Annotated in this window: 20 protein-coding genes; 6 read left to right on the top strand and 14 right to left on the bottom strand. The window is 58.7% G+C overall.

Going from position 1 to position 26225, the window contains the following annotated elements; all coding sequences use genetic code 11:
• Positions 1-50 precede the first annotated feature (50 nt).
• Positions 51-740, top strand: a complete 690-nt coding sequence (locus tag IPP95_02895) for a peptidylprolyl isomerase (GenBank protein ID QQS74178.1) — start codon at positions 51-53, stop codon at positions 738-740.
• On the opposite strand, the gene IPP95_02890 is transcribed toward IPP95_02895, so the two are convergent.
• Positions 737-2089: a DEAD/DEAH box helicase gene (locus IPP95_02890; protein ID QQS73194.1), complete on the bottom strand. Its 1353-nt coding sequence runs from the start codon at positions 2087-2089 to the stop codon at positions 737-739. The two genes, IPP95_02895 and IPP95_02890, sit on opposite strands and share 4 nt — an antisense overlap.
• A gap of 15 nt (positions 2090-2104) precedes the next feature.
• Entirely contained in the window at positions 2105-3925 is a 1821-nt protein-coding gene (locus IPP95_02885; protein ID QQS73193.1) for a sensor histidine kinase, read from the bottom strand.
• Between the two features lie 197 nt (positions 3926-4122).
• Between IPP95_02885 and IPP95_02880 the strand changes: the two genes are divergently transcribed.
• The 3 genes from IPP95_02880 to IPP95_02870 all read left to right on the top strand — a co-directional run bounded on the left by IPP95_02880 (position 4123) and on the right by IPP95_02870 (position 12413).
• The gene (locus IPP95_02880; protein ID QQS73192.1) at positions 4123-4410 is read left to right on the top strand and encodes a hypothetical protein; all 288 of its coding nucleotides are present in this window, start codon (positions 4123-4125) and stop codon (positions 4408-4410) included.
• On the top strand, positions 4385-7861 hold the full coding sequence (locus IPP95_02875) for a T9SS type A sorting domain-containing protein (GenBank protein ID QQS73191.1): 3477 nt from the start codon (positions 4385-4387) through the stop codon (positions 7859-7861). The genes IPP95_02880 and IPP95_02875 overlap by 26 nt, the downstream gene beginning before the upstream one ends.
• Before the next feature lie 301 nt (positions 7862-8162).
• The gene (locus tag IPP95_02870) at positions 8163-12413 is read left to right on the top strand and encodes a T9SS type A sorting domain-containing protein (protein QQS73190.1); all 4251 of its coding nucleotides are present in this window, start codon (positions 8163-8165) and stop codon (positions 12411-12413) included.
• A gap of 115 nt (positions 12414-12528) precedes the next feature.
• On the opposite strand, the gene IPP95_02865 is transcribed toward IPP95_02870, so the two are convergent.
• The 12 genes from IPP95_02865 to IPP95_02810 form a co-directional block, all read right to left on the bottom strand.
• Complete coding sequence (locus IPP95_02865) at positions 12529-12966, bottom strand: META domain-containing protein (protein QQS73189.1); 438 nt, start codon at positions 12964-12966, stop codon at positions 12529-12531.
• Positions 12967-12998: 32 nt separating this feature from the next.
• Entirely contained in the window at positions 12999-14120 is a 1122-nt protein-coding gene (dnaN, locus tag IPP95_02860; GenBank protein QQS73188.1) for a DNA polymerase III subunit beta, read from the bottom strand.
• Between the two features lie 158 nt (positions 14121-14278).
• Positions 14279-15304 carry a hypothetical protein gene (locus tag IPP95_02855; protein QQS73187.1) on the bottom strand — a complete coding sequence of 342 codons (1026 nt, stop codon included), beginning with the start codon at positions 15302-15304 and terminating at the stop codon, positions 14279-14281.
• A complete protein-coding gene (gldG, locus tag IPP95_02850) occupies positions 15301-17043 on the bottom strand; it encodes a gliding motility-associated ABC transporter substrate-binding protein GldG (protein QQS73186.1) in 1743 nt (580 codons plus the stop codon). Before gldG ends, IPP95_02855 begins: the two co-directional genes overlap by 4 nt.
• On the bottom strand, positions 17043-17768 hold the full coding sequence (gene gldF / locus IPP95_02845) for a gliding motility-associated ABC transporter permease subunit GldF (protein ID QQS73185.1): 726 nt from the start codon (positions 17766-17768) through the stop codon (positions 17043-17045). Before gldF ends, gldG begins: the two co-directional genes overlap by 1 nt.
• A 287-nt stretch (positions 17769-18055) precedes the next feature.
• Positions 18056-18391, bottom strand: a complete 336-nt coding sequence (locus IPP95_02840; GenBank protein QQS73184.1) for a T9SS type A sorting domain-containing protein — start codon at positions 18389-18391, stop codon at positions 18056-18058.
• 8 nt (positions 18392-18399) lie between these two features.
• Positions 18400-19338 (bottom strand): hypothetical protein, encoded by a 939-nt coding sequence (locus IPP95_02835; protein ID QQS73183.1) that lies wholly within the window; start codon positions 19336-19338, stop codon positions 18400-18402.
• A gap of 241 nt (positions 19339-19579) precedes the next feature.
• Positions 19580-20572 carry a hypothetical protein gene (locus IPP95_02830; protein QQS73182.1) on the bottom strand — a complete coding sequence of 331 codons (993 nt, stop codon included), beginning with the start codon at positions 20570-20572 and terminating at the stop codon, positions 19580-19582.
• A gap of 160 nt (positions 20573-20732) precedes the next feature.
• On the bottom strand, positions 20733-21773 hold the full coding sequence (locus IPP95_02825; protein QQS73181.1) for an IS5 family transposase: 1041 nt from the start codon (positions 21771-21773) through the stop codon (positions 20733-20735).
• Between the two features lie 263 nt (positions 21774-22036).
• Positions 22037-22912 (bottom strand): tetratricopeptide repeat protein, encoded by an 876-nt coding sequence (locus tag IPP95_02820; protein QQS73180.1) that lies wholly within the window; start codon positions 22910-22912, stop codon positions 22037-22039.
• Complete coding sequence (locus IPP95_02815; protein ID QQS73179.1) at positions 22909-23241, bottom strand: antibiotic biosynthesis monooxygenase; 333 nt, start codon at positions 23239-23241, stop codon at positions 22909-22911. Before IPP95_02815 ends, IPP95_02820 begins: the two co-directional genes overlap by 4 nt.
• Positions 23238-24062, bottom strand: coding sequence for an SAM-dependent chlorinase/fluorinase (locus IPP95_02810; GenBank protein QQS73178.1), 825 nt, complete (start codon positions 24060-24062; stop codon positions 23238-23240). The genes IPP95_02815 and IPP95_02810 overlap by 4 nt, the downstream gene beginning before the upstream one ends.
• 96 nt (positions 24063-24158) lie before the next feature.
• Between IPP95_02810 and IPP95_02805 the strand changes: the two genes are divergently transcribed.
• Both IPP95_02805 and IPP95_02800 read left to right on the top strand, forming a co-directional pair.
• Complete coding sequence (locus IPP95_02805) at positions 24159-25136, top strand: PhoH family protein (GenBank protein QQS73177.1); 978 nt, start codon at positions 24159-24161, stop codon at positions 25134-25136.
• A 118-nt stretch (positions 25137-25254) separates the two neighbouring features.
• The gene (locus IPP95_02800) at positions 25255-26205 is read left to right on the top strand and encodes a phosphoribosylaminoimidazolesuccinocarboxamide synthase (GenBank protein QQS73176.1); all 951 of its coding nucleotides are present in this window, start codon (positions 25255-25257) and stop codon (positions 26203-26205) included.
• Positions 26206-26225 lie beyond the last annotated feature (20 nt).

Here is a 26225-nt window from a genome sequence, read left to right as displayed (position 1 = left end):
CGCGTACCGCACTGAACTAACTTCGCACCCCTAAACAGCACATGAAGACCATGCAAATCCCCACGATCCTCGCCTCCATGGCCCTGATCTTCGCATGCGGCTCAGGCCCTGCAACAGCCGTATTAACCGACCAAACTGCCGTCGTAGAACCCGTTACGCAACCCCAACAACCTGCAAAAGCCGTGGAAAACAAAGATCTGGGCGAAGGACTCTTCGCCGAATTCAACACCTCGAAAGGCACGATCGTTTGTCAACTCGAGTACGCAAAAATCCCCATGACCGTGGCCAACTTCGTGGCTTTGGCAAAGGGTGAGCAGAAGAACAGCGCGAAAGGCGCCGACGTGCCGTACTACGACGGTATCGTGTTCCACCGTGTGATCCCCAATTTCATGATCCAATGCGGGGACCCCACCGGCACGGGCAGGGGAGGCCCCGGCTACGTGTTCCCGGACGAGTTCGATCCCAGCCTGAAGCATGATAAGCCCGGCATCCTCAGCATGGCGAACGCAGGACCAGGCACCAACGGAAGCCAGTTCTTCATCACGCACGTGCCCACACCTTGGCTTGATGGTATGCACACCATCTTCGGTCATGTGGTCAGTGGCCAGGACGTGGTGGACGCCATCCAACAGGGCGATTCCATCACGACCTTGAAGATCATTGCCAACGGCGCGGACGCCAAGGCATTCGACGAGAAGAAAGTGCTGGAGGCCGACAAGGCCAAGTTCCAGGCCCGTTAACGCCGGCCGTGCCCGCTACCCCCGGGCTTTCTACCGCCACCGGAATTTCCGCCGCGTTGCCCGCCTCCGGGACCGCGGCGGTTTCCGTTGGATCCGGACCTGGAGCGCTTTACACCCTCGGCCCGGTACTCCGGACCCTCGCCGAACCGTTCCGGCAGGGGCATCTTCTGCACCGGGTATCCGATCAGTGCTTCGATCTTGCCGAACTCGCGCATGTCCTTCTCGGTCACGAAGGTGATCGCCTGTCCCTTCTTCGAGGCGCGCGCCGTACGGCCCACACGGTGCACATAGTCCTCGGGGTCCTGCGGCACGTCGTAGTTGATGACCAAGTCGATGTCGTCGATGTCGATGCCGCGGCTCACTACATTGGTGGCCACGAGGATGCGCAGTTTGCGGTTGCGGAAGTCCAGCATCACCTGCTCGCGCTCAGCTTGCTCCAGATCGCTGTGCATGGCTTGGGCGTTGAAGCCACGCTTGTGCAGGTGCCGTGCGAGGTTCTTCACCTCCACCTTGCGGCCGGCGAAAATGATGATGCTTGATGCCTCGTTGGTCTTCAGGATGTCCTCCATCATCGGTGCCTTCTGCGGCTCGTGTACCACATAGGCCTCCTGCTTGACGCCTTCGGCGGGTTTGCTCAGCGCGATGGAGATCTCCACGGGGTCGTGGAGGATGTTCTTTGCCAGCTCCCGGATGGGTGGGGCCATGGTGGCGCTGAACATCAATGTTTGCCGCTCCTTCGGGAGGAACTTGATGATGCGGTTGATGTCGTCGATGAAGCCCATGTCCATCATCCGGTCCGCCTCATCCAGCACGAGGAACTCCAGGCCCTCGATGGAGACGTAGCCGAGGTTCAGGTGGCTGAGCAGTTTTCCGGGCGTGGCCACGATCACTTCGGTACCTCCGCTCAGAGCTGCTTTCTGCTGGTCGAATGAAGCACCGTCGCTGCCCCCGTAGACGGGCATGGACGTGATGGGGGTGAAGTAGGCGATGGCCTGCATCTGCTGGTCGATCTGCAGGGCCAGTTCACGTGTGGGGACCACGATGAGCGCTCGGACGGAACTCTCCACTTTGGGCTTGTACCCGAAGATCACCTCGATCAACGGCAACAGGAAAGCGGCGGTCTTGCCCGTTCCGGTCTGAGCGCAGGCGATGAGGTCGCGGCCGTCCATTACGGCGGGTATGGCCTGCGCCTGTATCGGGGTGGGAGTGCGAATGCCCATGGCCTGAAGGCCGTCCAATAGGCCGGGGTCGAGGCCAAGGGCTTGAAAATCGGTGACCGGTGCGGTAGTTTCCAACGTGCTGTACAAGAATGTGCCTGCTTCGGCGGATGAGGCGCGAATGTAGATCATCCGCCTGCGCCACGTTCAGGAAGCTCTGCGCAGCTCCATGGCCGTCCCCGGTTGATAGGTGAGCTGGAATGTGGTGGCCTCGCCCTTCAGGAGCATGATCGTGCCGTCCAACGTTCTGGCCAAAGCCTGCACCAGGTCAGCACCCACCGAGCCATTGTGGATATGGTCTTTTGTTATGGAACCGTTGGTGTCGGAATAGAGTAATTCACATTGGTGTTCACCCAAGCGCCGGAGGGAAATGGTGATACGGCTCCGGGTATTCATTCCCGAAGCATGAGCCAAACTGATCTGCAGCAGTTCGTTCACAAGCAGGCTCAAGGGAAGCAGATCTTGCATGAAGGCATCTTCGCCTGAAATGTCCAGATCGACCATTGTTCTGTCCAAGAGCCCCCTTTCCCGAAGGAGCATGTCGGCCAGTGATGCGAAGTGCGCCTTCAGATGAAGCCTTCCCCGGGTCCCTTCCTTACCCAGATTTTCATTGACCAACGCCATTGCCCGGACCCTTCCGTGAAGGGCATCGATGGCGGCGGCCAGCCCCTCGTTGTCGGTGTTCTCCTTCTGGGTCCTCACCAACAGGTCCATCAGTTGGATCCCGTTCCCGGCAAGGAAGTCCTGCCCGGCTCCTTGCTGCCGATTATTCCCGTCGCGGACCAGAGCTTGGGACAGATGGAGATTCTGCTTTTCGAGTTCCGTGCTCCGGGCCTGGATCTCGTCGGCTTGCCGAACGATGACCGCGTTCCTCAACCGGACGCGCCGCATGGTGGAGGACCGCATCCCCCGCAACATGAGCAGCACAAGCATACCGACCGAAAGGCCGGCACAGGCCATCAATGCCCAACGGGTAGTGGTCCTCTTGTCGGCCAACTGCAATGTGAGTGCCCGGTTCAATTCGTGCAGCTCTTCCACGGCTTTATCTTTTGCGCGTACTGCGTACATGGCCTGGATCCGCGTCATCCGTTCCGCAATGCCTGCCGAAGTGAGGGAATCCTTCACGAAGCGCTCCTGTTGCAAGCAATGTAGTGCTGCCGGAAGGTCGCCCACGCCTTCATCGATCGAGGCGCAAAGCCCGTGCAGCCCTGGTACGGACTTCGGGGCCTGCGGGTCCAGCCGGAGCGCTTCTTCCATGGCCGCCCGGGCAGGTGCCCATTCGGCGATCTCAGCGTTGGCCCGTGCCAAGGCGAAAAGGATCTTGGCGGTCACCTTGTCGTCCCTGATGGCACCCCGATTGCGCAAGGCCAAATGGAGCAACGAGAGCGCATCGGCCGCCCGCCCTTCCCCGATGAGGCACTGGCCTTGCCAATAGAGTACCTCGGCTTGGCCTGCAAGGTCCCTTTCGGTCCGGAAGTTGAGCAGGGCTTCCTCGCTCAGGTGGTTGAACTCGGTGTACCGCTTGGCTTCCAGCAGAAGGTCCAAGAGTTCCAGTGTCGCAGAATTCCTCCGCTCCCTGTCCACTGTCGTCTTCAGGATCAAGACCGCCCGCTTGGCAGCTGCCACGGCTTGGGAAAGATCCCCTGTGTTCCGGCCCAAGCGGGCCAAGGCTTGCCAATCCTCTGCCATGGCGGTCCTGTCCGTTGTGGCTCCGGTCATGCTCACGATCCGAAGTGAGGTGCGCATGGCGGAATCCAGGGCGCCGTACCGGGTCTGGTAGTTCCGCAACTGGCGCAATTCCTTTACCACAAGGTCCTTACGCCCGATCGTCTCTGCCGCCTTTACTTGGGTCTGCAAACGACCAAGTTCTTGGGTGGCATCATCCAAAGGGCTTGGGGATGCATGTCCGTCCAATGCGGTACTTGCCAAGAGGACCAAGACCAATGCCGGGATGAGGGTGGATCTCATGATGGGGCATCATACGCGCCATTGTCATCAGGGTTCCAGCTTTCCAATAAAGCCGCACAGATCGGCAAAGTAGTAGCCACAATAGGGCAGGACTGGCGTACTCGTGATCCAATTCCGGAAGTTGCCTCCATTCTTCGATCGGGATGCAAGGAGGGCTATTACCTTTCGCACCCTAACGGACCCCAAACGCCCCATCAATGAACCTACCAGTACTCCTGAAGTCAACGGCTTTGGCCGGATCACTCTTCCTTCTCGGGACGGGTCTGAAGGCTCAAGGCTGCATCAACGACCTCCAGTATCCGAGCAACACCATCTTGCCGGACCCCTTGGGGGCGGTCACCTCGATCGATAATTGTTCCTACTTCGGGGATTATTCAGTAGTGGGACCCGCTGTGGCTGGAGGGAGCTACACCTTTGCGGTGGAAACCGGAGGGTACGTCACGGTCCGGGAAGGAGCCGTTGACGGCAGTGATCGCGCAGGGTAATTCACCATTAGTGGCCACGGCGACAGTAGCGGGCGATCTCTATGTGCATTGGAACGCAGATTCACTTTGCGCTACAAGCACCGGTTGTTTGGTCACCACTGTGCAGTTCATGCTGGACTGCACGCCACCGGTGGCTACCGTGGTCGCCGTGGATGACTGCGATAACAACCAATTCTCCATTACGGTGAATGTCACCAGCATCGGCGATGGCACCAGCGTGGACCTGATCTACAGCGTGGACGGCGGCGCGGACCAGACCATGTCCGCCCCTGAAACGGGGAGCTACAATATCGGTCCCTTCACCGTGGGCCAGGTGGTGAACCTGACCGTCGCCCACAGCAGCGATCCACTGTGCAACATCCATTTCAACGGATTGGTCTCCGGAAATACCTGCGCCACCATCATCCAGTGCGGTGGAGCTCCCTTGGATGAAACCTACTGTTACGTCAACAGCGACAATAACCATTGGCATTGGCAATCCTCGGGCGGAGAGGCGCTGATCGCGATCTTTTCAGCCGGTATGATCGAATCGGCCACCTACGACCATTTGCGGATCTACGATGGTCCGGACAATACGGGCACTCTGCTGTACGACCACACTATGCTCGCCACCGAGGACCTCGCGGGCTTGCAAGTAGTGGCTCCCAGCGGTGAGATGTACATGGAGAACAGTTCGGACGGGTCCGTAAGCTGCGCGACCAACACGGCATGGGAATGGGCCTGGCAGGTGGGCTGTTTGGATTGCACCCCCGCCACTGCCACATACACCGTGATCACCGATTGCGATAATTTCCAGTTCTCCGTGGAAGTACACATTACCGACCTGGGCAGCGACGGCACCTTGGACATCAGCGTGGACAGTTTAGGCACCGTGCTCGCCACTGCCACCGACACGGGCGTGTACACGGTAGGTCCCTTCACGGCAAACATTCCTGTTGTGATCACCTTGGCGAACAGCGACAACAGCCTCTGCAACGTGCATTCCACGGCATTGGTGAACCCGCTGTGCCCGCAGATCATCCAATGCGGCGACCCGGCCATTACGGAGACCTATTGCTATGGGATCAACGACGTACATGCTTGGCATTGGCAGGCCGCCAACTCGGGGGCCTTGCGCTTCTTGGCCGGTACTATTCAGGCCTCCTTCGGCGACCATCTGCGCATCTATGACGGGCCGGACAATACCGGACCCCTGCTTTTTGACCACACGGCAACAGCAGTGTTCAACCTCACCGACCTGCAGGTCACCTCTTCAGGGCAGGACATCTACATGGAAATGACCTCCGACGGCTTCGGATCATGCAGCAGTGGAGCTACGACGGAGTGGGAGTGGATCGTGGGTTGTGCCGATTGCACAGCCCCTGAAGCGACCTACACGGTGGTGACGGATTGTGACAATTTCCAATTCTCCGTGGATGTGGACATCACTGCCATGGGCAGCAACCCGAACATCAATATCACCAACGATGGCGGGGCGCTTCCCGTAGTGGCATCGGCCACAGGCATCTACACGGTAGGGCCCTTTACGGCGAACATCCCGGTGACGGTCACCTTGGCCGATGACGTCAACGTGCTCTGTTCCGTCCACTCGGCACCCTTGGTAAACCCCTTGTGCCCGACCCCGGTGGTCTGTGGCGGGCCGCCTTTGGATGAGACCTACTGCTACACCGATAATGATTCCCATACTTGGCACTGGCAATCCTCCGGCGGAGAGGCTTTGATCCTGATCTTCTCGACGGGCATGATCGAATCAGCCAGCTATGATCACTTGCGGATCTATGATGGACCGGACAACACCAGCACTCCCGTCTATGACCATATCGGACCCACCGAGGACCTCGCGGGCCTCCAAGTGATCGCCGCCAGCGGGCACATTTACATGGAAAACAGTTCGGACGGGTCCGTGAGCTGCTCCACCAATGCGGCATGGGAATGGGTCTGGCAAGTGGGCTGTTTGGATTGCACTCCTCCGCAAGCCACCTACACCGTGGTCCCCGATTGCGATCTGATGCAGTACAACGTGGAGGTGAACATCGCACTGCTCGGCAGCGATACGGTGGTGGACATCACCAACGATGGCGGTGCGTTGCCGGTGGCGGCCTCGGCAGAAGGTACCTATACGGTCGGACCATTCCCGGCGGGTACCACCACGGTGATCACATTGGAGAATGACGTGAACCCCTTGTGCAGCGTCCACTCGGCACCACTCACCAACCCGCTGTGCCCGACGATCGTGGATTGCGGCGGGGCCACGTTGAACGAGACCTACTGCTACACCAACAACGACAACCACGAATGGCATTGGCAGTCCTCGGGCGGCCAGCCGTTGGCGATCCAGTTCTCTGCCGGTACGATCGAATCAGCGACATTCGACCATCTGACCATTTATGATGGGCCGGATGTGAACTCGGACATCCTGTATAACCACGTGGGTACGGTAACTGAAGACCTCGCTGGGCTGTTGGTCATCTCCACTGGCGCGGACCTGTACATGACGAACACTTCGGACGGCATAGTGAGCTGCGAAAGCGGCAACGAAACCGAATGGGCCTGGGAAGTGGGCTGCTTGGACTGCACCAACCCCGGAGCGACCTATACCATGGTGGAGGACTGCATTCATCATTCCTTCTCCATCGAGGTGAACGTGGATTCCACCGGCAGCGGCTCCTTCGTGCGCATTGCCAACTCGCTTTCCACGGACACGTTGACCAACATCATGGCCGGGATGAACATCGTCGGACCATTCCCCATGGACAGCACGGTGACCCTCACGGTGATGAATGAGACGAACAACCTTTGCCGCGTGTACAGCCCGGCGTTCACCTCGCCCTCGATGGCTTGTGTGGATTCCGTTTGCGCCGCGGAGGCCTATGAGTACTGCTACACCAACCAGGATACCGCTTGGTTCCTCTACCAAGGGACGGAGAACGTGCCATTGACAATCCAATTCCTGTGGGGACAATTACTGGCGGATGATTTCGTCCAAGTGTATGACGGCCCGTCGCCTATACCTACGGACCTGCTCTGGCAGGGGAACTTGAACGGGAACATGGCCGGTTTCGCCATCAATACGACGAACATCGATCACGTCCTGCTTATGCGGGTAGTCTCCAACGGGGCCGGTTCCTGTGCGACCGGGCAGGCCACTGTGCCGCTGCATTGGGTGGTGCAATGTGGTGCCGTCGGTGTGCATGAGATCCCTCCGAGCGACTTCTCCATGTACCCGAACCCCACTACGGGCGATCTCTCGATCGTGCTGCCCATGATCGCGCGCGGGACGGCAGATATGCGCATCATTGACATCGCTGGGCGCACCGTGCATCAGCAGACCTTCAACAATACGGGCGGGGTGAACAACTTCGACCTGAACGGGCTCCATAGTGGTAACTACACAGTGACGATCACTACCAATGACTGGGTGAAGACCCAGCGCTTGCAGATCGTCCATTGATCACGTCCGTTGCTTTTGAAAAGCCTCCGAGCGATCGGGGGCTTTTCTGCTTTAGGCCAATTGACCCGTGGCTGGTTTCCCTGTATGACCTAGGCCGTGCATGCCGGTCGCAGCAGCTTGAAGGCGGTAACTGCCCTTATGGTGAAAGCCGTTATCTTTCCGACCGGATCCACACCAAAACCGACCCTCAATGATCTCAAGATTACCCCTCACGCGCCTTGCATTTGGTTTGCTCCTTCTGTCCCCCCTGCAAGGGCTGCGCGCGCAGGATACAACGACCGTGACCTGTGGCGGCGATCCCATGGCTGAGACCTATTGCTACATCAACAACGACTCACACAACTGGCATTGGCAATCCTCCGGCGGTGAACCGTTGATCCTGATCTTCTCTGCGGGCATGATCGAATCGGCCACCTACGATCATTTGCGGATCTATGACGGACCAGACAACACGAGCACACCCGTCTATGACCATGTCGGTGCCACCGAGGACCTCGCGGGCCTTCAAGTGATCGCTGCCAGCGGACACATATACATGGAGAACACCTCCGACGGCTCTGTGAGTTGCTCGACCAATGCAGCGTGGCAATGGAACTGGCAGGTGGGCTGTTTGGATTGCACCCCCGCCACTGCCACATACACCGTGGTCACCGATTGCGATAATTTCCAGTTCTCCGTGGAGGTAAACATCATTGACCTGGGCAGCGATGGCACCTTGGACATCTCCGTTGACGGTACGGTGCTGGCCACCGCAACGGACGTTGGCGTGTACACCGTGGGGCCGTTCACGGCGAACATCCCGGTGACGATCACCTTGATGAACAGCGACAACAACCTCTGCAACGTGTATTCCGCTCCTTTGGTGAACCCGCTGTGCCCGCAGATCATCCAATGCGGCGACCCGGCCATTACGGAGACCTATTGCTATGGGATCAACGACGTACATGCTTGGCATTGGCAGGCCGCCAACTCGGGGGACATCCTTTCCTTGCGCTTCTTGGCCGGTACTATTCAGGCCTCCTTCGGCGACCATCTGCGCATCTATGACGGGCCGGACAATACCGGACCCCTGCTTTTTGACCACACGGCAACAGCAGTGTTCAACCTCACCGACCTGCAGGTTACCTCTTCAGGGCAGGACATCTACATGGAAATGACCTCCGACGGCTTCGGATCATGCAGCAGTGGAGCTACGACGGAGTGGGAGTGGATCGTTGGATGTGCCGATTGCACAGCCCCTGAAGCGACCTACACGGTGGTGACGGACTGTGACAACTTCCAGTTCTCCGTGGATGTGGACATCACCGCCATGGGCAGCAATCCGAACATCAATATCACCAACGATGGCGGTGCTCTTCCGGTGGTCGCATCGGCCACCGGCATCTACACGGTAGGGCCCTTTACGGCGAACATCCCGGTGACGGTCACCTTGGCCGATGACGCCAACGTGCTCTGTTCGGTCCACTCGGCACCCTTGGTAAACCCCTTGTGCCCGACCCCGGTGGTCTGTGGCGGGCCGCCTTTGGATGAGACCTACTGCTACACCGATAATGATTCCCATACTTGGCACTGGCAATCCTCCGGCGGAGAGGCTTTGATCCTGATCTTCTCGGCGGGCACGATAGAATCAGCCACCTATGACCACCTTCGGATCTATGATGGACCGGATAACACGGGAACGCTCATCTACGACCATGTCGGGGTTGCCGAGAACTTAGCGGGTCTCCAAGTGATCGCTGCCAGCGGCCACATCTACATGGAGAATAGTTCCGACGGCTCGTCCAGCTGCTCAAGCGGAGGGCAGACCGAATGGGTCTGGCTGCTTGGCTGCTTGGATTGCACCTCGGCCACGGCTACATACACTGTGATCACCGATTGCGACAATTATCAGTTCTCCGTGGAAGTGCATATCACCGACCTGGGGAGCGACGGGACCTTGGACATCAGCGCTGATACTCTCGGCACGGTGCTGGCCACTGCTACCGATACGGGTGTCTACACTGTTGGGCCGTTCACTGCGAACAGCCCGGTTGTGATCACCTTGATGAACAGCGACAACAGCCTCTGCAACGTGCATTCCGCTCCTCTGGTAAACCCGTTGTGCCCGCAGATCATCCAATGCGGCGACCCGGCCATCATGGAAACCTATTGCTATGGCATCAATGACGTGCATGCTTGGCATTGGCAGGCAGCGACCCCTGGCGATAACCTTTCCTTGCGCTTCACGGCCGGTACCATCCAATCTTCCTTTGGCGACCACCTGCGCATTTTCAGTGGACCGGACAATACCGGCCTCCTGCTTTTCCAGCATACGGTAACGGCGGTGTTCGACCTCACCGACCTACAGGTCACCTCTTCCGGACCGGACATGTATATGGAAATGACCTCCGACGGCACCGGCTCGTGCAGCAGCGGAGCCACAACGGAGTGGGAGTGGATCGTGGGATGCGCTGATTGCACAGCGCCTGAAGCGACCTACACCGTGGTGACGGATTGTGACAACTTCCAGTTCTCCGTGGATGTGGACATCACCGCCATGGGCAGCAACCCGAACATCAATATCACCAATGATGGCGGTGCTCTCCCTGTGGTGGCCTCGGCCACCGGCATTTATACGGTAGGGCCCTTTACGGCGAACACCCCGGTGACGATCACCTTGTCCGATGACGCCAACGCGCTCTGTTCCATCCACTCGGCATCCTTGGTGAATGCACTCTGCCCGACCCCGGTGGTCTGTGGCGGGCCGCCCTTGGATGAGACCTACTGTTACATCAACAACGACGCGCACACCTGGCACTGGCAGTCCTCCGGCGGGGAGGCGTTGATCCTGATCTTCTCGGCTGGTACGATCGAATCGGCCACGTATGACCATTTACGGATCTTTGACGGCCCTGACAACACGGGCACACCCGTATACGAACATGTCGGGGCTGCCGAGAACTTGGCGGGTCTCCAGGTGATCGCGGCTAGCGGCCACATCTACATGGACAACAGTTCCGACGGCTCGTCCAGCTGCGCAGGCGGAGGGCAGACCGAATGGGTTTGGCAGGTGGGCTGCTTGGACTGCACACCCCCGCAAGCCACCTACACGGTGGTGTCGGACTGTGACCTGATGCAGTTCAACGTGGAGGTGGACATCACCGTATTGGGCAGTGACCCCGTGGTGGACATCACCAACAACGGCGGAGCCCTGCCCGTGGCCGCTTCTGCGGAGGGTACCTATACGGTCGGACCTTTCGCCTTCGGCAGCACGGTGGTGATCACCTTGGAGAATGACGTGAACCCCTTGTGCAGCGTCCACTCGATATCGCTCACCAACCCGCTGTGCCCGACGATCGTTGACTGCGGCGGGGCCACGTTGAACGAGACCTACTGCTACATCAACAACGACAACCACGAGTGGCATTGGCAGTCCTCCGGCGGCCAACCCTTGGCGATCCAGTTCTCCGCTGGATCGATCGAGTCCGCGACATTCGACCACCTGACAATTTATGACGGACCCGATGGGAACTCGGACATTCTGTACGAACACGTGGGGGGAGCCGAGGATCTTACCGGCCTGTTGGTCATCTCCACCGGTGCGGACCTTTACATGACGAACTCCTCGGACGGCTCGGTGAGCTGCTCAAGTGGCAGCCAGACCGAATGGGCTTGGGAAGTGGGCTGCTTGGACTGCACCAACCCCGGAGCGACTTATACCATGGTGGAGGATTGCATCCATCATTCCTTCTCCATCGAGGTGAACGTGGACTCCACCGGCAGCGGCTCTTTCGTGCGCATCGCCAACTCGCTTTCCACGGACACGTTGACCAACATCATGGCCGGTATGAACATCGTCGGACCATTCCCCATGGACAGCACGGTAACATTGACGGTGATGAATGAGACGAACAACCTGTGCCGCGTGTTCAGCCCGGCTTTCACTTCGCCTTCGATAGCTTGTGTGGATTCGGTCTGTGCGGCCGAGGCCTATGAGTACTGCTACACCAACAATGACACCGCTTGGTTTGCTTACCAAGGGACGGAGAACGTGCCGGTGACCATCGAATTCCTCTGGGGGCAGTTACTGGCAGATGATCATGTACAGATCTACAACGGCGTTAGTGCCTTGCCCGATTCGTTGCTTTGGCAGGGAAATCTGAACGGGAACATGACCGGTTTTGCCATGAACTCGACAAGCGGCTCGCATGCACTGCTCATGCGCGTGGTGTCCAATTCAGGGTATTCCTGTGCCACGGGCAATGCCTCGCCTCCGTTACACTGGATGGTCCAATGCGGTGCCGTCGGTGTGCATGAGGTTCCCCCGAGCGATTTCTCCATATACCCGAACCCCACCACGGGCGAGCTCACGATCGTGCTGCCCATGATCGCGCGCGGGGCCGCTGACATGCGCATTGTTGACATCGCCGGGCGTACCGTGCATCAGCAGACCTTCAACAATACGGGCGGGGTGAACAGCTTCGACCTGAACGGGCTCCATAGCGGTAATTACACGGTGACGATCACTACCAATGACTGGGTGAAGACCCAGCGCTTGCAGATCGTCCATTGATCACGTCCGTTGCATGTGAAAAGCCCCCGAGCGATCGGGGGCTTTTCTGCTTTATATCAGTGTACGATGGCCGGAAGGCCGGGGGCATATTGTGGCCCGACAGCCCTGGATGCGTCTATTTGCGATGCCGCAGCACGGCAAGCTCCTTCCCGGAGGACAAGGTCAGCACATCGCCCTTGACCGTGAAGGTCCGTGTAGCACGCAGGGCGTCGAGGAAGCTGTTCTCCAGCATCTGGGTCTCCACGCAATACATCCGGGTGGAAAGGAGGCCCGGAAAGGAGATGGAATCACCCGCGATCTTCACCCCGCCCGAAAGTCGGTTGCAACCGGCAAAGCCGGAGATGCTCTCACCCGTGCTGTCCGTGGCGATGTACGGAGTTTCGGTCCCTTTCGGGACCTGTACCTCTTGGCCGTTCAAGTTTTCCAGGACCCACTTGCCTTCCGCAAAGCCTGACATGGCGTGCTGCTTGTCCGGATCTTTGTTGGAGCAGGTGCCAGCGCTGAGAACGATGATCCCGCCAAGGACCAGAATGGGGAGTTGTAGCTTATTCATGGTCCGTGCCCATGCAAAAGCCCTGCCGCCCATCAACTGTTCAGCATCACCGGCATCACCAGCATCAGGACGTCTTCGCCGTGCTCGTTGCCTTCGCTGGGCAACAGGATGCCCGCCCGGTTCGGTGCGCTCATCTCCATCACCACATGCTCGCTGTCGAGGTTCGTCAGCATGTCCATGAGGAAGCGGGAGTTGAAGCCGATGGTCATGTCCTCGCCCTCGTAGTTGCACGTGAGCTTCTCATTGGCCTCATTGGCGAAATCCAGATCCTCTGCACTGATGGCCAATTGGCTACCGGCGATGTTCAGCCTCACCTGGTGGGTGGTCTTGTTGCTGAACAGGGCCACGCGGCGGATCGAATTCAAAAAGCTCTGCCGGTCGATGGTGAGCTTGTTCGGGTTCTGCTTGGGGATCACCGCCTCGTAGTTGGGGTATTTGCCATCGATCAGGCGGCACACTACGCGGACATTGTCGAAGGTGAACGAGGCGTTGTTCTCGTTGAATTCCACATTCACCTCGGCATTGGTGGCGGACAGCGAGTTCTTCAGCAGGGTGAGGGGCTTCTTCGGGACGATGAAGCTGGCTGCCTTGGGCGAGTTGATGTCGCTGCGGGTGTAGCGCACGAGCTTATGGGCATCGGTGGCCACGAAGCGCACGGCCTCGTCGGAGAGTTCGAAGAAGATGCCGCTCATCACCGGGCGGAGGTCGTCGTTGCCGGTGGCGAAGAGGGTCTTGTTGATGGCCGTGGCCAAGGTGCCAGCAGGGATGGCGAAGGTGGTGGGGTCCTCCAGCACAGGGCTTTTCGGAAATTCCGCGCCCGCGAAACCGGTCATCTTGTAGTTGCCCTGGTCGCTGCTGATCTCGATGCCAAAGTGCTTGCCGTCCACGCTGAAGGTGAGGGGCTGCTCCGGGAAAGCCTTCAGGGTATCCAAAAGGAGCCTTGCGGGAATGGCGACGCTGCCCTTGTCCTTGGCTTCCACCGGCATGGTGGCGGTGATGGTGGTCTCCAGGTCGCTGGCGGTCACCGTGAGTTTCTTGTTGTCGATCTCGAAGAGGAAGTTGTCGAGGATCGCCAGGGTGTTGCTGCTGGCGAGCACGCCTTGCAGGCTTTGCAGTTGCTTGAGCAGGGCACTGCTGGACACAATGAATTTCATTGAAGATGCTGTTCGGGTTGCTTTTGGGGCCTCAAGGGGCTGTACTTCCGGCATGGGCGGCAAATATATCCGTGGCCAAGCCTGTGCCGGGTGCGGGTTATCAACAGTAACGGGGCTTTATCCACATTCCCGCCGATCCCGTCCTACGGATGAGGCCTTTATGGCTGAGCGCGCCAGTGTGGTTCCAAGGAAACCAGCGGCCGCGTAACGCGGTCCCACCAGAAGCGCTGCACCACCACCAAGGCGGTATCGTTCAGCAGCGCGTACATCCGGTCCCGGTCCGCAATGAGCGGCTTGAAGTCCAGGTCCCTTTCACCCGGCCGTGGGTTCTTCCGCCAGAAGGGGATGCGCTGAACACCCTTGGAACTGGTGATGGTGAGGATGTACCAAGGAGTGGAACCCAGCACGGAATCACGTGCGGTGGTGGTCAGGCTCCGTTCAAAGCCCTCGAAGCTCCCTGCCCTGATCGCCAGCATCAGGTCCTGCACCCGGGCGGTGTCCATGGGCACCTGCCTGCCCTGGTCGTTGAAGAGGGACAAGTTGTCGCCGCCAGCATAAGTGATGCTGAAGCCCTGATCAGCGGAGTCCGGTAGTTCCACCTGCACCTTGGTCACTTCCGCCAGCTTGGGGTAAGAGGTGACGCTGCTGCTGCGCCAGGAGTCGATATCGGTGTGGAAGCGCGTGTTCAATACGCCGGTGAAACCCGCCATGCCCATCTCGAAGGGTACGCTGCTGCGGCCTTTCCCCGGGACCTCCAGCACCATGTAGGTGCCGTAATGGTCCGCGCTGGACCCGCCGATCCACCAGATCTTCACCGGCTTGCTCCCACCTTGGTAGATCTCCACCTTCTTGGCCGTGCCTGCCATCACCCGTAACACGTTCGGCTCGGCGCTCTTCGGCACCGGGCTGCGCAGTTCCACCAGCTTGAAGGTCTTCAACAATAGGTTCACCTGAAAGCCCTTGGCAAGCAGTCCGTTGATGGTCCATCCTTCGGGCGTTCTACGGAGGTCCGCCGTCCCCCCCGTCTTCTCGGCGATGAAGATGCGATCCACTTTGGCCGTATCTGGGATGGCGAAGTCGGTGAGCGGACCGGCCAAGGTGTTGCCGGTATTGCCCTTCCAAAGCCACCAGGCCACTACGGCCAAGCCGACCAGTAGAAGGAGCGGGATCCAGCGTTTTTTCATCGGGAGCGGGCATAGCGCCGCTTGCGCAGCAGGTAAAAGGCAAGGCCGCCCAGCAGACCGATCAGGATGGGCAGCACCACATTGGCCACTTGGATCGCGCTCCGGTCCACTTCGGTGCGGTGCGGGTCCAACTGGTGGAGCCGGATGGCGCGCGAGCGGATGCTGATCAAGCTCTTGTCGTCCAGCAGGTAGTTCATCGCGTTGATGAAGAATTCCCGGTTCCCGAAGATCTTCGCCCGCGCCGCCCGTTCATACCCCAACGGGTAATAGGTGCCTTTGGCCAGGTCCACCGGATTGGCGATGGCATCCCCATCGCTGATAAAGACCTGGACGGTGGAACGGCTCCATTCGCGGAATCCGATGGCCTTCAGGACACTGTCCGGCATGGCCATGCGGTCGGCGAAGGCGGACCGGAACTTGCCTTGGGTGAGCACCGCCACCGGTTGGAACGGGTTGTTGTTCTTCTCCAGCCCGAGGTTCATGTCCACCACGGCCAAGCTCACGCGCACCGGGTTGCGCAGGACGCGGGTGTAACGCGAAGTGGTGAGCAGGATGGTGCTGTGCGCGCTGTCCAGCCCGATGGTGTCAATGCTGCTGGCGAGCTTGAGGTGGACCGGGTCGATGTTGCTGACGATGGGATTGTCGCTGGAAGGGAGCACCAAGGGCTCGAAGGGGAAGGGCAGGGTCTCCAGTTTGGGCTGGTCCCCGTATGGCCGGGTGTAGATCTGGATGGGGGCACATTGTTTGTCCAACAGCAGGTCCTTGTTGATGCGCACGCCGTATGCGAAGAACATCTGGTCCAGGCCCAGGTCCAAGGGGGTGGCCATGGAGAACTGATTGGTGCGCAGGCTGTCCAAGTGCGGGTCCATCGCATCCACGGCCCAGAGCACCTTCCCGCCGTTCATGATGAACTGGTCCAGAATGAAGCGGTCCTTCTCAGAGAACAGGCTGTCCGGCTTGGCCACGATGGCGGCCTCGAAGTTGTTCGCCCGGAAGGTGATGCCCTCTGATCTCACACTAAGTGCATCGATCTTTCCGTCCAAGCGCACGCGGCTCACATCATATTCCTCGCTTAAGGCGTCGGTGAGGTCCTGCACCGCCAATTTCCCGAGCTCGCCCTGCCCCTCGATGAACGCCACACGTGGCCGGAAAGAGTTGGTGATCTGCCGGATGGCGCTCGCCATGTCGTACTCGAGGTTGTTGATCGAGCGGTTCACCGTCTCGGCGTCCGTGGCGCGCAACTGCGATTTCAACAGTTGCACGGGCATGCTCTTGCCCTGGTAGGTGATGATGGCGCCCGGCCAGACGATCACCTCGCTCTGCGCTCCCTTGTCCTGCGTGCGGATGCTGGTGTATTGCAGCCCTTCCTTTTGGAGTTGCTCGTATACCTGGTTGCGCGTCTTTTCATCTACGCTGGCGCTGGGATCGGTGAATTCGTATTGCAGCTCGCCGGGATTGCGCACGCGCATCTCGTCCAAGAGGTCCTTCAGGCTGCCGCTGAGCCGTTGCAGGTCCGCCGGAAGGTCCCCGCTGAGGTAGACCTTCACGAAGACCACGTCCTTCAGGCTGTCCACGAGGTTTTTCGTGGCGGGTGTGAGGGTATAGCGCTTCTCGGAAGTAAGGTCCGCACGCACCCGGGTGAAAGAGCCGATGAAGAGCACCAGCACCACGCAGGCAATGCCGATGCCGAGCTCCATGAGCCCGACTGCCTTTCGGGTGGTGTGCTTGGAGACCTTCATCACCAGGTGCGGCTTTGGATCACGGTGCGGGTGGCCAGCAGGAAGATCACGTCCACGCCGAGGAAGTACAGCACGTCCCGCAGGTCGATCACCCCGCGGCTCATGCTGTCATAGTGCTGCTGGACCCCGAGGTTCTTGATCGGCCCTTCCAAGCCGCCCATTACGCTGAAGTCCGCCATCAGCTCAAAGCCGACGTGGATGATGAAGCAGAGGAAGACGGCGATGAGGAAGGCGACGATCTGGCTTTCCGTGAGCGAGCTGGCGAAGATGCCGATGGCCGTGAAGGTGGAGGCGAGGAAGAACAGGCCGATGTAACTGCCCCAGATCCCGCCGCTGTCGATGTTCCATGCGGGCACGGCCAAGTTGCCGATGCTGTACCAGTAGACCAATGTCGGGATCAACGCCAGAAGCACCAGCACCACGGCGGCGAGGTATTTCGCCAGCACCAGCTGCATCTCCGTGATCGGCTTGGTCAACAGCAGTTCGATGGTGCCCGTGCGGCGCTCCTCGCTGAAGCTGCGCATGGTGACGGCCGGCACGAGAAAGAGGAAGACCCACGGGGCGATGTAGAAGAGGGTGCCGAGGTCCGCGTAGCCTTTGTCCAGCACGTTGTCCGTGAACACCCACACGAAAAGGCCGGTAAGCAGCAAAAAGACCACGATGACGATGTGCCCGATCAGCGAACCCAGAAAGCCATTTATTTCCTTACTGATCAGTGCGCGCATGCTCCTTGTTCAACCAGTCCCAAAGAGGGCGGGGGATGAAGGGGCCGAAGGTAATGCGGCCTTCATGCGGATCCCGGGCTTTCCGAGGAACGGCGGACCGTGTTGGAAAAGTTAAGACAGGAGTGGCCGGGAGACATGATCTTTAGGGACAGGATTACAGGATTTACAGAATCTGAGACTCATCCACGCTCGCCAAACTCCCGCGCCAAAGATCAGCCAAGGAAAAGTCGTGCGGGCCCGAGGCGCAGTTGTTCGGGGCCAGGGAGTGTCCGTTCGGGAAAGTCTGCTCAATTCTTTGCCCAACGCAGGCTTTGAAGGACCTTCCCACTGCGATCGCGGATGGTGACGGCATACAGGCCTGTAGCTAAATTGGGCGTGGGCACATACACATTGATGCCGTCCAATGCCCGGTCCAGTAACAGCCGCCCTTGCATGTCGTGCAATTGGATCCGTCCTTGCTCCACGCGCTCCTTCAGGTTCAGGTTGAAACCTTCCGTGCCGGGATTTGGATAGAGTTTCAGTACCAGATCGTGATCTTCCCGTATCGCCGTGAAGTTGTCCGGGCCGAGCTTGGCGATCCACGCCTTGGCGGGGGCGCCGGGGATAGAAAGCTCGCGCTTCATTCCCAGCACTAGCACTCCGCCATCAGGTGTGGAAAGCACGTTGTATGGCACGTAAAAATGCTGTCAAGGGTCCCATCGAAAACGTAGCGCCCCAACACGTTCAGGGAGGTGTCCAAATGCGTGATCTCCACTTGGGAGGGGAAGGGGCTGTAGATATAGGCGTTTCCGTTCCAGTTGTTCATCTGGGCGAAATAGAGTGACCCATCGCCTGCCAGATCCATGGCCCTGATAACAGCCGGGATATCATCTTCAAAGGGGCTGTCATTCACATATTGGTCGATCACATGAGCTTGGGCGTCCGTATGTTGGATCACCGCTGGATGGTTCGTGCCGAAATCACGCCAGAACTGGCCGGAGACCAACAAGTTCCCACTTGGCAATGGAAGCACTTGGATCGGATGCATCGGGGCATCGAACAAAGGGGATGGGTTGTTCAGGTCTACAGGCTCCAGATAATAGGTGCTGTCGATGCTGAAATCCTCCTCCAAATAGGTGGCGTTACCTCCGGAGGTGGGAACATAACCCCAGTCCGCGTAGGCCGAACCCATCACCATTTGTCCATTGGGATGCATGGCCAAGGAAGTTACAGCCCCTTGGCTCATCCCGTTGTAGAGCTGCCTTCCGGTGATCGAGTCCCCGCTCATGGTCAGTTTCAAGGCCTCCAGTTGATGCAGGTTGCCCGCCCAATCATCGGTTGTGTAGACCATCCGGATCGTGCTGTCGGGTCCGATGAAGGCAGTATTAAAGCTAATGTCCTTGCCCGGCTTCCCGATCATGTCCGCATTCAATTGATCAAGGTCGGTTCCGAAGCGCCAAAGGACCATGCGTACTGAATCGCCGTCCTCGGGATCTTGGATATACCCTGGGGCAAAGGCGATCAGGTCCCCCCCTCCGTTCTCACCGAGAAGTAACAGCCCATTACTTATTCGATCGGGTAACGATGTCATGTTCGACACAATTAAGGATCCTTCGTTCGAAACTTCGCAAAGTCGCGCTGGCATGAACGGTTGGCCAAATTCCCCGAGAGTTATGAACAATCTACCCTCTGCACTGTATAGAGCCGTAGTTGCACTTCCATATTGACCAACCGGGTCGATGGTCAATTCCCAGACCGGTTGGCAGTACGCGCTAAAGGTGAGCAGCACCCCGAGTAACGAGGACAGGAACAATTGACTCATCGCAAACCACCTAGTTCCGGGTGTGCCCGATGAGGCCAAAACTCATTTGTGAAGCATGCAGGCCATAATTCACATTTGGGTCCTGTGGCGAAGGCAACACTGCACCGTTCAAGGTGCAGCTAAAGAAAATCTTACTGGGGCAATACCCTTGTCGGATCTTGGTAATGCCTCTCCATGTGCCATTGGTGGTGGCGTTGCCCGTCCAATAGGCCATTTCCGTATCGTCCAAGCAATTGTACGTGGCCGGACTCACCATTTTAGCGGAAAAGAACAGTGTTTCATGGACACCGTTGTTGTTCGGGGTGCTACTGGCAATGTAGGAATCCTTCCAATAGAAATTCTTGGCGGAAGTGTTGGTGGGGATATGCGATACCGTCCATGACTCCACGCTATAGGTGTAATCGCCGTAACTGAAGATGCCCGCGTTGGCATAATTGATCCTGAACTGGATCACATCATCGGCGCTGATCTGGTTGCAGGGCATGCTTGGTTGTTGGGAATTGTCCCACGAGCAGGAGTAACCTGTGGGATAATATGTGCTCGGTGGAAGGTTGTAGCTGCGGTCATAGCCGCTCCCTATTTGACAGACCACGATGAGCTGCCCGGTGCTGAGCGCTTCAGGGGTTTCCACCACATCGACGAACAGGAGGTTTTGTGCGCTGGTAGTGAGGGGAGCTACCGCTTGCTCGAGTTGGGCATAGGCATCGAACAAGGTGCCTTCAGAAACAGTTCCTGAACTGAAGTCGAAAGGAAGGACCAAAGTGTCGGTCGAAGTTTCGGAATGGTCGATCCAGATCTGTGCGGCACTGTAGTTTATGCCGGCCTCCAAATACCAAGCAGCACTGTCCGAGCTAATGGTGGCATCGTCACGGTCGTGGCTGCGGTGCGTGGCTTGCGCTACAAAATCCTTTACCCGTGGTGTTACGTCCGCGATGGTGGTTCCGTCGCTAGAAGGCAATGTGGTCTCCTCTTTTTGGCAAGCCGTCAGGCCGCAAAGCAGCATTGTGAAAAAGCCTGCTTGCCTAAGCGCTATGCGCGTTTGGCGTTTGGCGTTTGGGTAGTCCGAAGAATCGGTTTTGCGCCGATTGGTGAGTGGAGTTGATTTTGACATGGTTCATTCCGTGCTTTTTGGGCCTCTTCCAAGGCCATTTTGAGCCAACAGGTCACACGCTCCCCACGGATGAGCGGGGTATGAGGTGCAAGGAGCGCAGGAGATTGTAGCACAGGTTGGTGAGTCCCACACGGAAGGTTGCACGTGCCAAGCCGATGCACCTTACGCTAAGTCCGTGCAGTTGCTTGTTCATGCTGCCGAAGACATGCTCGACCCGTGCGCGTACGCGGCTTAGGTCCTTGTTCCGCAGCTCGTCCTCTTCGCTGAGCGGGGTGTTCTTGCGGGGCTGTTTGAGTACGCAGTCCTTCATCTTGGCCAAGGCGATCCCGTCCTTCACGTCCTGCCAGTCATAGCCCTTGTCCCCGTAGAAGCCTTGCCCCTGATCGGCTTCATCAAGCAGTTCCCAAGCCATCTTGCCATCGCTCACTGATGCAGGGGTGACCACGTAATGGTCGATGACCTTGCTGCCCGCATCCACCTTCACATGGTTCTTGTAGCCATGGTAGCTCTTGCCATGCTTCTTGGTCCAGTCGGCATCCAAGTCCTTCTGCGCCTTCTTGCGCGAGGACCAGTTCTCCGGGAGCTTCCCGTCCTCCAACTTCTCCCGGTCATCGCGCCCATTGTGCTGGATCGGCGCATGCACCATGCTGGCATCTACGATCTTGCCTTCATTGACCACCAGCTTCGCAGCGCTTAGTCGCGCATGGTACGCGGCAAAGAGCTGCTCCATCGCCTTGGCTTTGGTGAGTTGTTCGGCGAAGAGACGGACCGTGGTGGAATCAGGTACTTGGTGCTGTGGCTCCAAGCCCAGAAAACGCTGAAAACTCGCGCGATCGTTGATCTGGTATTCCAAGGCCTCGGCGCTCAGTCCATAGAGTTCCATCAGCACGATGGCCTTGAACATCATCACACGGTCGTAGGGTGGCTGTCCTCCCTTCTTCGGATCACGCACAGGGAAGGCCGCATCCAATTGTGCCCGGAATGCTTCCCAGTTGACCATCTTGGACAGGCGCGGCAATACGTCGTTGATCTGCTCAAGCTTCTGGTGCTTGATCTGTTCATCAAACAGGCTGCGGGAGGGTCGCTTCTTCATGCCTCAAAGAGATCGTTCACGGCTCAGATTGTCAAGATCCCAGTGCGTGAAGTTGTCAACAGGTTCTTCGAACTACCCGTTTGGCGTTTGGCGCATCGGATGGGAGGGGTTGGTTGGCAGCTAAAGTAAGGGCAGATCGGCCTCATTCGCTTGTGGTCTGGCAATTAGTTATTCACCCGATTTTGGTTCCGTTAGTTATGAGCCAACGACGATGGGGAAAACAGGAGCGATGATCCCCAATACAGCATCCAGTCAGGGAATGCTCAGAACTCAATGGTCGTCTTTCGCGGCAACCGCTTGGGCTTCTTGGGGATCTTCTTGGCGTCCGTGTCGCAATAGTTCCGCTTGATGAAGGCCGCATCCTTGTCGCCCAAGCGCATGCTCTTGCTCCAGTCCAAGCAGGCGTTGTCCTTGTCGCCGATGTTGTAGTAGCTGTCGGCGCGGTAGTAATAGGCGCCGGCCAGCTCGGTGGTGTCGTTGGCGATCACCTCGGTGAATTTCGGGATGGCATCCTCGTAGCGCTTGTCCTCATACAGCAGAACGGCCAAGCTCATCAGCCCGCCGGGGATGGACGGCTTCATGGCCAATGCCTCCGCGATCTCCTCCACGCCTTCCTTCTCATCGTACCGGGCGCCTTTGATCACGCCGGAGAGGTAGAGCGCCTCCGGGAATTGCGGTTGGAAGTCCAGCGCCTTGCGCACGCTCTTCAGCGCGGCATCCTCATCGTTGCCTTTGAAAAGCGCCCAGGCCCGGTTGTACCAAGCATCGGCATCATTCGGGTCCAGTTCCAGGGCCTTGTCCGCATCGCGAAGCCCGGCCTTGTAGTTGCCGTCCGTGATGCGCAGGGCGCTGCGGCTCACGTAGAGGCGCGGGTCCGTGTCATCCAATTTCTCCGATGCCTTGTAGTCGTCCATGGCCGCATCGTATTTCCGTTTGTGCTGATGGATGTCGCCACGGAGCTTGAAGGCCTTGGCCAATGCGGGGTCGAAGGCGATGGCACGGTCCACCTCCGCCAAGGCACTGTCCAATTTGCCCACATCGTACGCGGCCGTCGCGGCCATCATGTGGGTCTCCGCATCCGGTTGTGCCAAGGCGGGTATCAGGGACAGGGAGAAGAGCAGGGCGGTAAGTATCTTCATGCGATGGGGGTTCCCGGTTCCCCGGTGGTTGCGGCGTTCATGCTGTGTTCCCGGTGCAAGGACCATGCCTCGGCGCGGGCCGCGAAAAGCCCTTTCACCGTCGGCCAAACGTCCGCGAAGACCGCCGAGTTGCGATACGCCTCCAGGTCTTCCGCCGACTCCCATTCACTGTGGGTGAAGAAGATGCCCGGCTCGGCGATATCATGCAACAGTTCCAGCCTCTTGCAGCCGGGAAATGCGATGATCCGGTGCCGCCAACCCTCGAAGAGTTCTTGAAAACGCGCCACCTCCCCGGTCCGGAAGGTCATTTTCACCAGCCGGACGATCATGCGCGGGCAACGGTTCGTGCCACGGCTTCCAGTTCCAGCCGTACCACATCGGTGACATGCAATCCGAGGAGCTGGGCGGCACCACCACCGGCACCGGCCACGCCTTTGTTCAGCGCGATCTCCAAGTAGCCGGAATCGCCGAAGAAGGCCACGCGTTCACCATGGGGCACATCGGAATAAGTCTTGTGGATCTGGCGGATGTCGTGCATGGGCCGCCCGAAGGAGATCTTGAAATTCCGGTGCTTTACCACCGAGGAGAAAAGCGACTGTGTGATGTTGGTGACCACGTTGCCGTAATAGTCGATGTGGATCACTTCGCCCTTGATGGTGTCGTCCATCACCACCGGGCGCACATTGAGCTGCTCGCGCACCGCGTTCACCTTGCGGCCCAATACTTCCACGGTGCCGCCGCGGGCGATATGGCAGGCCGCTTTCACGAAGATGTTCTTTGTGGGAAAGGCGAGGTGGTCGGTGTCCAATTTCATGGTCAGCTCATAGATCTCCTCCGGCTTTTTGTCGAAGAGCAGTGAGAAGATGCCATTGTCCGCACCGATGAAATAATGGCCGCCATGGCGTACCACCACGTGCGGGGTCTGTCCGTCGGCCTCGGGGTTCACGCCGATGATGTGGACCGTGCCCTTGGGGAATTCCGGCCACGCATTGCGCAGCACGAAGGACGCGTGCATGTTGTTGAACGGCGCGATGGAATGGCTGATGTCCACGATCACGGCCTCGTTGTACTGGGTGAGAATAGCCCCTTTCACCGCCGCGACGTAATGGTCGCGCGTGCCCATGTCCGAGGTAAGGGTGATAATGGCCATTTAATGTGGGGAATGCGTCGCCGGATTACCTTCGACCGGTCAAATTTAACCGCCTTGAGCGATCAGGCGGAAAGCAGTTTCAATCCATCCATTCCTTTGAGCGAACGCACCATCCACATCACCGCCGTGGAGCCCATGGCGGTGTTCGGCCCCAACGACCAGAACCTGCGGGCCATCCGGGAACACTTTCCCAAATTGAACCTCGTCGCCCGCGGCGACGAGTTGAAACTGATCGGCCCGGGCGAGCAGATCGAGGTGTTCATAGAGCGCTTCGAACAGCTACAGCGCCATGTGGTGAAGTACAATGAGCTGCCGCGCAAGGTGCTGGATGAGATCATGGGCAGCGGCGACGGTGAAGCGGACGGGGAAGGTGGCGACGGGAATGATGTGATCGTCCACGGCAACTCCGGCTTGCGCGTGAGGGCACGAACCCGCAACCAGCAGCGGATGGTGGATGCCATCGCTACCCATGACATGCTTTTCGCCGTGGGGCCTGCGGGTACCGGCAAGACCTACACCGCCGTGGCCTTGGCCGTTCGGGCGTTGAAGGAGAAGCAGGTTAGGCGGATCATTCTCACCCGCCCGGCCGTGGAAGCGGGGGAGAACCTCGGTTTCCTGCCAGGAGACCTGCGGGAGAAGCTGGACCCCTACCTGCAGCCGCTCTACGATGCGTTGAAGGACATGGTGCCACCACAGAAACTGGTGGAATACCTCGAAATGGGCGTGATCCAGATCGCCCCGTTAGCCTTTATGCGCGGTCGCACACTGGACCATGCCTTCGTGATCCTCGACGAGGCCCAGAACGCCAGTCTGCCGCAGATGAAGATGTTCCTCACCCGCATGGGCCGCGACGCCAAGTTCGTCATCACCGGAGACGCCACCCAGGTGGACCTCCCGGATCGTGTGCGCTCGGGCCTGGTGCCCGCCGTGGACCACCTGCGCGGCGTGGAAGGCGTGGCCGTGATCGACCTCGACGAGAAGGACGTGATCCGCCATGAACTGGTGACCCGTGTGATCGCCGCGTTCAAGGATATAGAAGAGAATCGGCCTCCGGCTAATGACGGTCAGCAGTAAGCAGTTGGCAGTAAGCATTCAGCAGTCGACTAATCACCAATCACCAGTCGCTGATCACCATTCGCCGATCGCCAAACTCGCATCAGCTAATCCTTCACATCAGCTAATCAGCTAATCAATGGTATTGTCCAACACCCTCATGCGTTCCGACCTGGACCTGCCGGGCGTCGCTGAGGTCTACCACGGAAAAGTGCGGGACGTCTACCACCTGAAGGACGGCCGTACCATTCTGGTCGCCACGGACCGCATCAGCGCGTTCGACGTGGTATTGCCGCGTGGCATTCCGCACAAGGGGCAAGTGCTCAGCCAGCTTAGCTGGAACATGCTTCAGGCCACGGCGCACATCGCGCCCAACTGGGCCATCGCCTCGCCGGACCCGAACGTAGTGGTGGGCCATCGCTGCGCCACCGTGAAGGTGGAAATGGTGGTGCGCGGCTACTTAGTGGGCCACGCCTGGCGCACCTATCAGCAAGGGGAACGCATGCTCTGCGGTGCCGAAATGCCGGAAGGGCTGAAGGAGAACGATGCCTTTCCCGCTCCGCTGATCACGCCCAGCACCAAGGCCGATGAAGGCCACGACGAGGACATCACGCCGGATGAGATCTTGGTGCGCGGCCTTTGCACACCTGAGGAATGGGAGACCATGTGCCGCTATGCCTTGGTCTTGTTCGCCGAAGGCAGCCGCATCGCCAAGGAACGTGGGCTGATCCTCGTGGATACCAAGTACGAGTTCGGTCGCACACCGGATGGTCACATCTTGCTGATCGACGAGATCCACACGCCGGACAGCTCACGCTATTTCCAACTCGACGGCTATGCCGAAAGGCAAACCAAAGGGGAACGCCAGAAGCAATTGAGCAAGGAGTTCGTGCGCGAATGGCTGATCGCGAACCACTTCATGGGCAAGGAAGGCCAACAGCTGCCTGCCATGGACGATGCCTTCGTGCAAAGCGTCACCGAGCGCTATGTGGAGCTGTATGAGCGGATCACCGGGGAACAGTTCGTTCCAGCGGATACGGAGGACATTAACGGACGGGTGCAGCGGGCGCTTGAGCAGTGGATAGGGTGAGTACTCTTTCAATCGCTCCC

The organism is Flavobacteriales bacterium (genome assembly GCA_016700415.1).
In the GTDB taxonomy this organism is placed as follows: Bacteria; Bacteroidota; Bacteroidia; order Flavobacteriales_F; family PHOS-HE28; genus PHOS-HE28.
This window is presented reverse-complemented; position numbering and strand designations above follow the sequence as displayed.

What these genes read in the sequence shown, in the direction of transcription:
- IPP95_02810 (QQS73178.1), bottom strand. Translation starts at nt 24,062, where the DNA reads ATGGCCATTATCACCCTTACCTCGGACATGGGCACGCGCGACCATTAC.
- IPP95_02820 (QQS73180.1), bottom strand. Translation starts at nt 22,912, where the DNA reads ATGAAGATACTTACCGCCCTGCTCTTCTCCCTGTCCCTGATACCCGCC.
- IPP95_02890 (QQS73194.1), bottom strand. Translation starts at nt 2,089, where the DNA reads ATGATCTACATTCGCGCCTCATCCGCCGAAGCAGGCACATTCTTGTAC.
- gldF (QQS73185.1), bottom strand. Translation starts at nt 17,768, where the DNA reads ATGCGCGCACTGATCAGTAAGGAAATAAATGGCTTTCTGGGTTCGCTG.
- IPP95_02840 (QQS73184.1), bottom strand. Translation starts at nt 18,391, where the DNA reads ATGAAGCGCGAGCTTTCTATCCCCGGCGCCCCCGCCAAGGCGTGGATC.
- IPP95_02830 (QQS73182.1), bottom strand. Translation starts at nt 20,572, where the DNA reads ATGCTGCTTTGCGGCCTGACGGCTTGCCAAAAAGAGGAGACCACATTG.
- IPP95_02885 (QQS73193.1), bottom strand. Translation starts at nt 3,925, where the DNA reads ATGAGATCCACCCTCATCCCGGCATTGGTCTTGGTCCTCTTGGCAAGT.
- dnaN (QQS73188.1), bottom strand. Translation starts at nt 14,120, where the DNA reads ATGAAATTCATTGTGTCCAGCAGTGCCCTGCTCAAGCAACTGCAAAGC.
- IPP95_02815 (QQS73179.1), bottom strand. Translation starts at nt 23,241, where the DNA reads ATGATCGTCCGGCTGGTGAAAATGACCTTCCGGACCGGGGAGGTGGCG.
- IPP95_02825 (QQS73181.1), bottom strand. Translation starts at nt 21,773, where the DNA reads ATGAAGAAGCGACCCTCCCGCAGCCTGTTTGATGAACAGATCAAGCAC.
- IPP95_02895 (QQS74178.1), top strand. Translation starts at nt 51, where the DNA reads ATGCAAATCCCCACGATCCTCGCCTCCATGGCCCTGATCTTCGCATGC.
- IPP95_02880 (QQS73192.1), top strand. Translation starts at nt 4,123, where the DNA reads ATGAACCTACCAGTACTCCTGAAGTCAACGGCTTTGGCCGGATCACTC.
- IPP95_02855 (QQS73187.1), bottom strand. Translation starts at nt 15,304, where the DNA reads ATGAAAAAACGCTGGATCCCGCTCCTTCTACTGGTCGGCTTGGCCGTA.
- IPP95_02870 (QQS73190.1), top strand. Translation starts at nt 8,163, where the DNA reads ATGGCTGAGACCTATTGCTACATCAACAACGACTCACACAACTGGCAT.
- IPP95_02800 (QQS73176.1), top strand. Translation starts at nt 25,255, where the DNA reads ATGGTATTGTCCAACACCCTCATGCGTTCCGACCTGGACCTGCCGGGC.
- IPP95_02865 (QQS73189.1), bottom strand. Translation starts at nt 12,966, where the DNA reads ATGAATAAGCTACAACTCCCCATTCTGGTCCTTGGCGGGATCATCGTT.
- IPP95_02835 (QQS73183.1), bottom strand. Translation starts at nt 19,338, where the DNA reads ATGACATCGTTACCCGATCGAATAAGTAATGGGCTGTTACTTCTCGGT.
- gldG (QQS73186.1), bottom strand. Translation starts at nt 17,043, where the DNA reads ATGAAGGTCTCCAAGCACACCACCCGAAAGGCAGTCGGGCTCATGGAG.